Annotated in this window: 10 protein-coding genes; all 10 read left to right on the forward strand. The window is 64.8% G+C overall.

The genetic code is table 11. The features are described 5' to 3' along the window. Window positions 1-74 precede the first annotated feature (74 nt). Window positions 75-1,031, forward strand: a complete 957-nt coding sequence (locus NTV05_07770) for an NAD-dependent epimerase/dehydratase family protein (protein MCX6544299.1) — start codon at window positions 75-77, stop codon at window positions 1,029-1,031. 359 nt (window positions 1,032-1,390) lie between these two features. Beyond that, the gene (locus tag NTV05_07775; GenBank protein ID MCX6544300.1) at window positions 1,391-1,735 is read left to right on the forward strand and encodes a helix-hairpin-helix domain-containing protein; all 345 of its coding nucleotides are present in this window, start codon (window positions 1,391-1,393) and stop codon (window positions 1,733-1,735) included. Between the two features lie 17 nt (window positions 1,736-1,752). Next, on the forward strand, window positions 1,753-2,361 hold the full coding sequence (locus NTV05_07780) for a GspH/FimT family pseudopilin (protein ID MCX6544301.1): 609 nt from the start codon (window positions 1,753-1,755) through the stop codon (window positions 2,359-2,361). Between the two features lie 430 nt (window positions 2,362-2,791). Continuing rightward, the gene (locus NTV05_07785; protein ID MCX6544302.1) at window positions 2,792-4,246 is read left to right on the forward strand and encodes a sigma-54 dependent transcriptional regulator; all 1,455 of its coding nucleotides are present in this window, start codon (window positions 2,792-2,794) and stop codon (window positions 4,244-4,246) included. A gap of 264 nt (window positions 4,247-4,510) precedes the next feature. Then, window positions 4,511-5,356, forward strand: coding sequence for a hypothetical protein (locus NTV05_07790; protein MCX6544303.1), 846 nt, complete (start codon window positions 4,511-4,513; stop codon window positions 5,354-5,356). Beyond that, the gene (locus NTV05_07795) at window positions 5,328-5,513 is read left to right on the forward strand and encodes a hypothetical protein (GenBank protein ID MCX6544304.1); all 186 of its coding nucleotides are present in this window, start codon (window positions 5,328-5,330) and stop codon (window positions 5,511-5,513) included. Before NTV05_07790 ends, NTV05_07795 begins: the two co-directional genes overlap by 29 nt. Before the next feature lie 13 nt (window positions 5,514-5,526). Then, entirely contained in the window at window positions 5,527-7,155 is a 1,629-nt protein-coding gene (locus NTV05_07800) for a glycosyltransferase family 39 protein (GenBank protein MCX6544305.1), read from the forward strand. A 16-nt stretch (window positions 7,156-7,171) separates the two neighbouring features. Beyond that, window positions 7,172-8,161, forward strand: a complete 990-nt coding sequence (locus NTV05_07805) for a Rad52/Rad22 family DNA repair protein (protein MCX6544306.1) — start codon at window positions 7,172-7,174, stop codon at window positions 8,159-8,161. A gap of 284 nt (window positions 8,162-8,445) precedes the next feature. After that, a complete protein-coding gene (locus NTV05_07810; protein MCX6544307.1) occupies window positions 8,446-8,757 on the forward strand; it encodes a hypothetical protein in 312 nt (103 codons plus the stop codon). Between the two features lie 24 nt (window positions 8,758-8,781). Beyond that, window positions 8,782-9,847: hypothetical protein (locus NTV05_07815; protein ID MCX6544308.1), on the forward strand; the 1,066-nt coding region annotated here is incomplete at its 3' end.

A 9,847-nucleotide genomic window follows, 5' to 3' on the forward strand; every position in this document is an offset into this window, starting at 1 on the left:
CCTGCGTGTGGCGGTCTGCTTCCGGGCCGCGAGAACGGGTCTTGAAATCGGTTCGATTCCTCTGAGGAGTAGTGATGGCGGCATACCTGGTGACGGGAGGCGCGGGATTCATCGGCTCGCACATGGTCGAGGAACTGGTGCGCCGGCGTGAACGCGTCCGCGTGGTGGACAGTCTCGTCACGGGCTCGCTGCGGAATCTCGCCGCTGTCGCTTCGTCCGTCGAATTCATCCAGGGCGATCTGGCTGATGCGGCCGTGGCGCGTCAGGCGGTGGCGGGGATGGATTACGTCCTGCACCAGGCGGCGATTCCATCGGTGCCGCGCTCGGTCGCTGATCCGGTGACCTCGCACCGATCAATTGTCGACGCCACGCTCAACGTGCTGGTGGCAGCACGGGATGCGGGCGTCAGACGAATGATCTACGCCGGGTCGTCGTCTGTGTACGGGAATCAGCCAACCCTCCCAAAACACGAAGACATGGTGCCGCTGCCGCTCTCGCCGTACGCGCTGCAGAAGGTCGTCGGAGAACAATACTGTCAGATGTTCACGGCGCTCTACGGACTGGAGACGGTATCGACGCGGTACTTCAACGTCTTCGGGCCGAGACAGGATCCGTCTTCGCCGTATTCGGGCGTGCTCTCGGTGTTCGCCCGCGCGGTCGTCGCGGGGGGCGTGCCGACGATCCACGGAGACGGCGAGCAGACGCGGGACTTCACTTACGTTGCCAACGTCGTCGACGGCGTGCTCAAGGCGTGCCACGCCTCGGGGGCGGCCGGTCACGTGTTCAATGTCGCAACCGGTGGACGGATTTCGCTGAACCAGGTGTTTGGCGTGGTGCAGCGCCTGGCCGGAACCCACATCACGCCCAGGTATGGACCGGAGCGGGCCGGAGACGTCAGACACTCACAAGCCGACATCTCGCGCGCGCGCGCCGTGCTGCACTACGAACCGACGGTCAGCCTGGAAGACGGGCTGGCGCAAACGATCGCGTGGTTCAAGAGCGACCCGGCGAGTCAATCACTCCCGGAGTGATTGTCCCCGGACACCACCGATAATCACTCCGGGAGTGTTCTCTCACGTCGTCAACCGAGGTTGCCCGCTCAAGTGGGGTAGAGCGGTCACTCCCGCAGATTCCGTCAACCACGGATCCCCCGGCCGATGGTCAGGCCGCCTCGATGAGGGCGTCTCCGTTCGTCCTCCCGTCCATTCCCAGTTCCTGCAATTAGATACAACGGCGGGTTCCTGGTGCCGCGGCTGGCTCTCGCTTTGCTCTCCATGCCTGCGGTCTGGCGCTTCATCTGCCGCTTCCGTGCCCGACCTCCCCGGAAGCGTCGGGTGGCGCCGGACCATGCGGGCGGCCTGACGCCGCTCGATTTCAAAGGAGCATGGAGATGCGCAACTCGTTCAACCGTCTGTGTGTGCTGGTGCTGACCCTCTTTGTTCTCGTGCCGGCGTGGACGGCAGTCGCCGACCCTCGTCCCGCACAGGACACCAAGTCGTCTGGTGTCGTCCTGGTCAACCTGAACACCGCGACCCTCGAGCAACTCGATCGATTGCCTGGTGTCGGCCCCAAGACCGCCGGGCTCATCATCGAGTACCGCCAGAAGAACGGCGGGTTCAAGAAGATCGAAGATCTGATGAATGTCCGCGGCATCGGCGAGAAGGGCTTTCTGAAGCTCAGGACGCTCATCACCGTCACCCCGGTGAAGGCTGATCGGCCTGGCACCGACAAGTGACACCGAGCAGGCGTGAGTTGGGGGCGGGCGCAGCGCGCGCCCGCGACCCGCAGCGCGGCACGTCGCTGGCCGAACTGTTGATTGTGCTGGCGGCAACCTTGGTGGTGGGCGCCATGGCTGTACCCACTCTCGGAAGCCAGAACGATCGAATTGCGACCAGCGGCGCGGCCCGCTACCTGGCCACGCGGCTTCAGCAGGGCCGCATGGACGCCATTCGGCGCGGGACGCATGTCGCTTACCGGTTTGAGCGCGGCGGTGAAACGGTTCGATACGCCCTGTTCGCCGACGGCAACCGTAACGGCGTGCGAACAACCGACATCGGGACTGGTGCGGATGCGCAGGTGTCAGCATGGGAATCGCTCTCGGACCACTTCGTCGGAGTGAGATTCTCAATCGCGAGTGGCGTGACCGATATCGACAGCGGCAGCCCGATCGCGGGTGCAGACCCTGTGCGGGTCGGTGGAAGCGATCTGTTGTCCTTCAGTCCCACTGGCACCGCCACCTCCGGCACGCTCTATCTGTCGGGGCGAACCGGAGAACAGTACGCCGTCAGGGTACTTGGGGCGACGGGACGCATCCGGATCCTGCGTTACTCCCAAGGGGAGCACCAATGGACGCCACCATGAATCAAGATCGTCGACGCGCAAACCGACGCCCCACCGATGCGACCGAAAGCGGGTTGACGTTGGGACTTCGAACAGGGGTCACTGTGGATGTGATCGACATATCTGCCGGTGGAGCCCTGGTCGAGACGTCAGCCCGCCTCGAACCAGGAGCGAGCCTGGCCATCCGTGCGTTCTCTACTCGGACAGCCGTGGTAAGTCAGGCCACGGTCATCCACGCGAGAGTCTGGTCGCTGGACGCCCGTTCAGGCCTCCGCTTCCGGGCTGGCCTCCGCTTCGACGCGTGTAGCAGCTACCCATCGACACGACCGCCGAAGGTGTCCGGGAACGAAGTGCCCAACCGTCCGCCGTGGCCGCGGTCGTCGTGGACGGCGGGCTGCAGGGTTACGGCCGATCGCCATCATGGCGCGCAGGTTGTATACGGATCGTCGAGATGAGCAACAAGATCATGTGCGAGAGTCCGGCGCGGGGCGGGTGCGAGATGATTCCTCTCACGCCGGGACAATGTGTTCTCGAGGAAGTCATCGCCACGCGCCGAGGGCGGGGAAGTGCAGCCCGGCAGACCTGGTCGGTCGGTGGCGCCATCGAGACGATGATGTGTCGCCGATTGTCGGCCAGGTCGGTCCGATTTCGGATGGCGCACAGTGCAACCTGGACGCGCGAGGAATGGGCCGACACGCCTGGCGTTCTGCGTGTGCCGGCCCCGATCGGTCCCACGCTTCCCCCGTTTCAGATCGAAGTGGCGCTGCACGAGGGACAGGTGCTGACCGAGAGCCAGCGGCGTCTTCTGGATCGAGCCATCGCGCTTTGTGCGATGGTGGCCGAGGTCGAACACCGGGGACCGGGTTGCCGCGCGGTGGTTCCCCCGACGTCGCGGGTCAGAGACGGCGCGGCGCCGCTGATTGGCAGCAGCGGGTCCATGCGGGATCTGCGCGAGCGCATCGAACGGGTCGCCGCCACCGATTTTACCATCCTCATCGAGGGGGCCAGCGGCAGCGGCAAGGAGCTGGTGGCGCGTCAGATTCACGAGTTGAGCGCGCGTCGACGAGGTCCCTTTGTTGCCGTCAATTGCGCCGCCCTGGTCGATACGCTGCTCGAAGCGGAACTGTTCGGGATCGAGGATCGCACGGCGACCGGCGTGCGGGGCCGGAAGGGCAAGTTCGAGCATGCGGCCGGCGGAACGCTCTTTCTGGACGAAGTGGCCGACCTGGCGCCGCAGGCGCAGGCAAAACTGCTTCGCTCCATCCAGGACTGCACGGTCGAGCGGGTCGGGGGCCACGATTCGCGGCGAATTGACACACGTCTGGTGGTGGCCACGAATCGTCGTCTGCTCGACATGGCCGAACAGGGGCTGTTCCGGTACGATCTTTACTACAGGCTCAGTGGCGTTGAGTTGATCGTTCCATCGCTCAGGTCCCGCCGGGAAGACATCATCGAATTGGCCGAGTACTTTCTTGAACGACTTCGTCCGCACCGCCAACTGCAGCTGTCGGCCGCCGCCATTGACGCGCTCGTGACGTACGACTGGCCAGGAAACGTTCGCGAGCTCGAACGGCTGATTGAGTCCACGTTGACGACGGCGCGAGGGGAGTGCATCGGACTCGACGATCTGCCGGCGGCGGTTCGAGGGCCCTACAAGGAGGTCTTCGAATCGGCCGCGGACGCCCGCGACTCGCTCAGAGCGTGGGCGGCGCGATACGTCCGTCTGGTGCTTCAGCGGTGCGGCTACAACAAGCGCGAGGCGTGTCAGTTGCTCGACATCAGCTATCACACCCTCCAGGCCTACCTGGTGCCGTTGCCGGAACCGCGTGCGCAGGTGATCAGCCCGCCGGTCCGTGTGCGTACGTCCCTCGGCGAGCACGCGATGCACACGGCAGCCTCGTTGTAGAATCGGCGGGTCCGAGTGTGGCGCCGGCCTCGCGCCGGCGCCTTCGCAGGCAAACGACGCCGGTCGGGCGCGCGGGCCTCGACCAGGAATCGAGGCGACGCGTGAGTCACGAGGTCGACAGGCGCGACGATCGTCGCGCCAGCCGGAAGCCACCGGTCCACACCAGCTGACGCGGCAGGTTCGCCCGGACAGCGGCGATCGAGGTCGTGCGTCGGTTCATCAGGCTGTCGCCCGCATAAGCGGGCGAGCAGGCCGGAGGAGAAGATGATGATTCGACGTGCCATTTCATGGGGCCTGGCAGGATTGTTAGCGACGGCCGGCGCCGCGCTTGCCGCCGAAGCGGATCCGTGCCGGCAAGTCACACCACCTCGTCTCGGTTCCCCTCAAAGTGAACATGCCTGGCGGGCGGCGACGCACGTGTTCGACGAACGCACGGGAACGGAGATGCGATTGATCCGTCTAGGATCTGACGCCGTGCAGATCGAGATTGACGGCGACAACCTCAAGGTCAGCAAGACCCTGCAGGCAAACGGGGATTTCGATCTGGCGCTCCGCACGGCCGACGACCTGTTGACGGTGACCGGCCGGGCCGCCCGTCTGCGGGTGTCGCGACGGGGTCACACCGTTGATCTTGGGCCCGAGACCCTCACTGAGCGCGATCTCGATCGGCTTCAGCAGGTGTTGGCCGGGTCGTCGGCGATTCGCCGCTTTCGCGCGATGCGGAGCATGTTGACGCCTTCCACTCGATGCACCGGTCCCGGGACCGCCGTCGACATCATCGATGTGATGATTGGCGTACTCAAGGGAGAAGGCCCGAGCCCGATCACCGCCATGGCAGAACCGATGGCGTCGGGCGAGTCGGATCTGATTGCCGAGCCGGACCCGGCCGGACCGACATGCTACGAGGCCTGGGTCGTCGAAGTCGTCGCGGCGTGGCAAGACTACGAGGCGTGCGTCTACAGCTTTGCGTGGTACAACCCTCTCAGGGAAGTCTGTGCCCTTGCGTGGGTCATCCGCGTTGAATCAGCCTGGTTTCGCTTGATTGGGTGTTCCTCGATTCCCCTCAAGCTGGAGGCGAGCGATGTCGAAACCGACCTCGGTCTTCGTTAGCGTGCTTGTCGGTGTGCTGCTGGCCGGGCCCCTGGCGGCGCTGGCTCTAGTGGCGGTGCCGGAACAGTGGCGCGGCCCGGCCGTGCCGGTGACCGTTGTCGCGGTGACGATCGCCCTGGTCGTCTTTGTGCGCCAGCCCAGACGGCCGTCCGACTGATCACGCGATACCCGTGCGCGGGAGGGACGATCTGCGGGTGCTCATCGGCCGGGCGCTACTGGCCGGTGGGCACCCATCGCGGTTTGCGCGTGCTATCCTCTTGGCGATGATCGGCACCTCCACCGCTCCACGCCCGATCGCTTCCGAGAACCCATTAGACCCGCCCTCGCCGATGTTCGAGCGCGGCCTTCTCTTGCTGATTCTCATGGCGGCGCTTGCCGTGCGCCTCAGGCATCACCTGGCGGGCGTGCCGTTTGCCGCAGGCATAGACGAGCCGCTCATTGTCGGCCGAGCGCTGCGAATCCTGCAGACCGGCGACTGGAACACGCACGCGTGGAACTACCCATCGCTGGTCATCTACCTCCACGCGCTCGACGCGGGAGCGCGCTATCTGCTGGGCGTGCTCCGGGGTGAGTGGAATTCCCTGTCTCGGATGAACATCGCCGCGGTGTTCGAGGTCGGGAGAGTGGTCACGGCCCTGGTCGGCACCGCGACCGTGTGGATCACCTACCGCATAGGGCGCGATCTCGATTCACCACGGTTGGGGCTGGCGGCGGCGGCCATGCTCGCGGTGCTGCCGATGCACGTGCGGGAATCGCACTTCATGCTGACCGACGTGCCGATGACCGCATTGACGACGCTGAGCGTGTGGCTGGCCATCCGGGCGGGTCAGGATCGCACCGTGTCGGCCTACGCCTGGGCGGGCGTGGCGGCGGGGCTCTCGGCGGCCGCGAAGTACAACGGCGGGGTCGTGTCGGTTGCGGTGGTCATCGCGTGGTTGGTCTTCGACCGGTCGTCGTCGGACAGGGCCCGTAAGGCCGCTGCGGCGGTGGGGGCCACCGCGGTGGCGTTCCTCGTCGGCGCGCCGTACACGCTGCTCGATCTGCCGAACTTTCTCGAGGGCTTTGGCGCCGAGTTCGGCAAGTTCGCGACGAAGGGCAGAAGCCCGGCCGGCGATCCGGTCTGGCTGATCTACTACAAGCACCTCGCGTTGTCGGCGTGGTTCTGGATGCCGACGGCCGGCGCCGGCGTGTTTCTCGTCCTGGCGCGCAAGGCCACGCAAGCGAGGTGGTTGATCCCGGTGGGTTTTGCCGTCGTGTATTCCTACGTCCTCGCGACGCACGGTGGCATCGTCTTCGCTCGCTATGCGCTCCCGCTTGCGCCAATGGTCTGTCTGTTGGCGGCCGCACCGATCGTGGCAATCGCCCGCGTGATCAGCTTGTACGCGGCACCCGGGAAGGGGAAACTCGGCGCCGCCTTCGCGATCTGTGCGACGCTCGTGTTTGTCGTACAGTTCGGCGTGGGGTCGGCCCGGTGGCTCCAGGCCTTCCAGAGGCCAGACACGAGGACCGTAGCCTCGACGTGGCTATGGGGGCACTCGGCGACCGGCTCGCGGGTGGCTGTTGAGAACAACGGCCCGACGTACCTCGGCTCCGCCGGACTGGACGTCACCCTCACCGAGCGCATCATTGATCGGCCGCTCGAGTCCTACGTGAAGGACGGATTCGATTACCTGGTCATCAGCACCGAAGGCATCAACCGCTACGACCCATACCTGCAGGCGGGCCCGCAGGTCTTCCACGTGTCGCCCGACGAGACCATGTGGGGCCCAGACATCCGCATCATCAAGCTCCCCAAGTAGCAGGATCGCACCTGCAGTGACGCCGGACGCACCGGAGGCGCCGGTCGGCCCGATCCCTCGGAACAACATCGTCATGGCCAACAGCACGGATGCACTGCCGGGATATCTGGTGGGGTGGGAGGAGACGCTGGAGAAGCTGCGAGAGCCCTTTGACCCGAGTGTCGTGGAGTTCCTGCCCCAGACCGTGGACTACCGGAACAACACGGCGGTGGCCGCGGCGTATGCGGATTCGCGCGTGTACAGCGCACGCATGAACGCCGTCGTTGGCGTCGGATTCTGGCAGTCCGAAGTCGTGCGCGTGGATCACGTGCCCTTCCTGAAGGTCATCAAAGCGAAGACCGACTGGAAGCAGAAAGACGAGAACGGCCACCCCAACGTGCTCGAACCGGCTCGCGACGTCGCCGGCCACAAGGTGGGTGCGGTGGTGCGGGTCGGGGTCTGGGCGGGACCTCTTCTTGGATGGGTGTGGCAGGATTCGACCGGCGCCAAGGACACGGCGGACGAAAACTGGATCACCTCGGCAGAGGCCCAGGCCTACAAACGGGCGATGTCCAAGTGGGGGCCTGGCGAGTACTTCTACGCCTTCGGCAAGCACGGGTACGGGTATGACACCAAGAAGGGCGGATGGACGGAACAGCCATTGATTCCCGATTGGGCCTATCCGAACCACGACTGCGTCGACTGTGGTGGGGAGATCGACCACTACTCGGGAACGGACAAGAACGGCACCGCTGTATCCAAGCACTTCTGGGACATCGTGCTGTCGACGCGATCGCGTTTCGGACGCCCGTTGTGCCCGGTCTGCGCGAAGAAGGCCCAGGCGGCTCAGGTGGTAGGCCTCGCGCGGCGTGTGGGTGCTCGACCGACGGTTCAAGACGCCACGTGTCCCGTCATCCCCACGGGTGCGCAGGACCGCATCACCCGAGGTCGCATCCCGAACGACGAACAAGCGGACGCCGCGTCGCTGATGCCGCTGCCGACCGGTTCTCACCCGTCCATGCGGTGACGGCCCGGACGCAATCACGTGATCCGGCGTTTGGGGCTAATCGGATCCTGTCGCGCGTGTCAAGCGTTCTTGCACAGAGAATATTTCGAGCGCAGTTCCGTCACAGCGTGGCTACGCTCTTGCACAGGAAGGGCTAATCGATGCACAGTATCGCCCCCGCCCTAGTGCCCCCTTGGTCAGGATTCCGAGCGTACCCGGGAGCGCCGATGAATAGCCATCGTTTCTCTTTCCATCCCATACCTTGCACCGCAGCCACCGTTCGGACCCTCCGGACCGTCCTCGTCATGGTTGTCGGGCTGGTCGCGACAACAGTCACGGGTCGCATGGCTACCGCGAGTCCCGACCCGGATGACGGCACGTCCGTCTTTGCGAGCCAAGGTTTCAAGCCGGCCCACCCGTCGTTTGGTTTACTTCCTTTCGAGAACATCGATCTGGTATCCGGCAACGTCTTGCTGTCATTTGTCGACATCGCGTTCCCGGGAAACGGTCTGCTGGACCTGACGGTCACGCGGTCCTTCAACAGCAAGAGCATGGCCTGGTCGGTCGGACCGGGATATATCGATTCGGCCGACGCCAATGCCGACGACACCGGCTAGTGGGAGACCAGCCCGTATCCGGTGATGGTGACCGGTGACGGCGCCCGAACGCCCATGGGTGGCGTCGAGATGGTCAATGGGCACACACAGGCGTTCCTCACGGGCAGCTTCGAACGGTATGACCGCCGTACCAACCGACTCGAGAGGCCGAACGGCGTCGTGATCGAGTACGCACTGAAGCAGGCGATCCTGAACCGCCGGTATCCAACGCGGGTCACTGATCCGTTTGGGAATACGCTGGAGTACCAGTACGAACCTGCTTCCGGCGGATCGGGGTTCCGCATCACTACGATCACCCAGGATCTTCACGGTGGACAAGTGAGGCAGGTCATCTTTGGGTGGCAGGGAGACAAGCTCACGTCTGTCAGCGATGGCCGACGGACGTGGGTATACGGATGGACCGGGGAGTGGCTGACGACCGTGACGCTCCCAACCGGCCTCGCGTGGACGTTCAGCTACCACGATGCCGTCGGCAACCCCGTCCTCACAGCCACGATGCCGTCGGGAGGTCAGGTTGTCTACAGCTTTGATCGTTACGAGCACCCCTGCAGTGTCGATACCAGCACCTCGTGCTACACGCGGGTGGTGACGGCGCGCGATGCCAGCGGACCGGATATTCCGGCGGGCCATTGGACATTCGAGTACTCGTCTACGGCTCCCGGCGAGCCGTACAGCCGAACGGTCCATGGTCCAGGCGGTGCGAAAGTCGCGTACTCGGGGGATACGCCACCGAATTTCGCCTACATGAAGCGCGACACCTACCAGGACGGTGCGCTGCGGGAAACCGAGACGGTACTCTCCTTCGAGATTCAGACAGGATGGAGTCTCGCGCCATATCCAAACTACCCGAACAATCTCCCGCAGCCGCCGGCTCCGCCATCAGTGTTTCCGCCCCAATTTCGGACGACGGTGCGCGACGGCCACACGTATGGCGTCACGTACTTGTACCATTGTAACAACGCCGCTTGGTGCGACTACGGTGAACCCTACCTGATCGATCTCACCGGCGACGATGCCCGCACAATCACCCGTACGTTCCGGCATGACTTTGGCACCCGCTACATCAGGGGGAAGATCGCGTCGGAGACGA

It is taken from the genome of Acidobacteriota bacterium (assembly GCA_026393755.1).
In the GTDB taxonomy this organism is placed as follows: Bacteria; Acidobacteriota; Vicinamibacteria; order Vicinamibacterales; family JAKQTR01; genus JBAXOX01.

Excerpts from the sequence above, each read along its gene's own strand:
- NTV05_07785 (MCX6544302.1), top strand. The coding sequence starts at position 2,792 with ATGAGCAACAAGATCATGTGCGAGAGTCCGGCGCGGGGCGGGTGCGAG.
- NTV05_07770 (MCX6544299.1), top strand. The coding sequence starts at position 75 with ATGGCGGCATACCTGGTGACGGGAGGCGCGGGATTCATCGGCTCGCAC.
- NTV05_07795 (MCX6544304.1), top strand. The coding sequence starts at position 5,328 with ATGTCGAAACCGACCTCGGTCTTCGTTAGCGTGCTTGTCGGTGTGCTG.
- NTV05_07790 (MCX6544303.1), top strand. The coding sequence starts at position 4,511 with ATGATGATTCGACGTGCCATTTCATGGGGCCTGGCAGGATTGTTAGCG.
- NTV05_07775 (MCX6544300.1), top strand. The coding sequence starts at position 1,391 with ATGCGCAACTCGTTCAACCGTCTGTGTGTGCTGGTGCTGACCCTCTTT.
- NTV05_07810 (MCX6544307.1), top strand. The coding sequence starts at position 8,446 with ATGGTTGTCGGGCTGGTCGCGACAACAGTCACGGGTCGCATGGCTACC.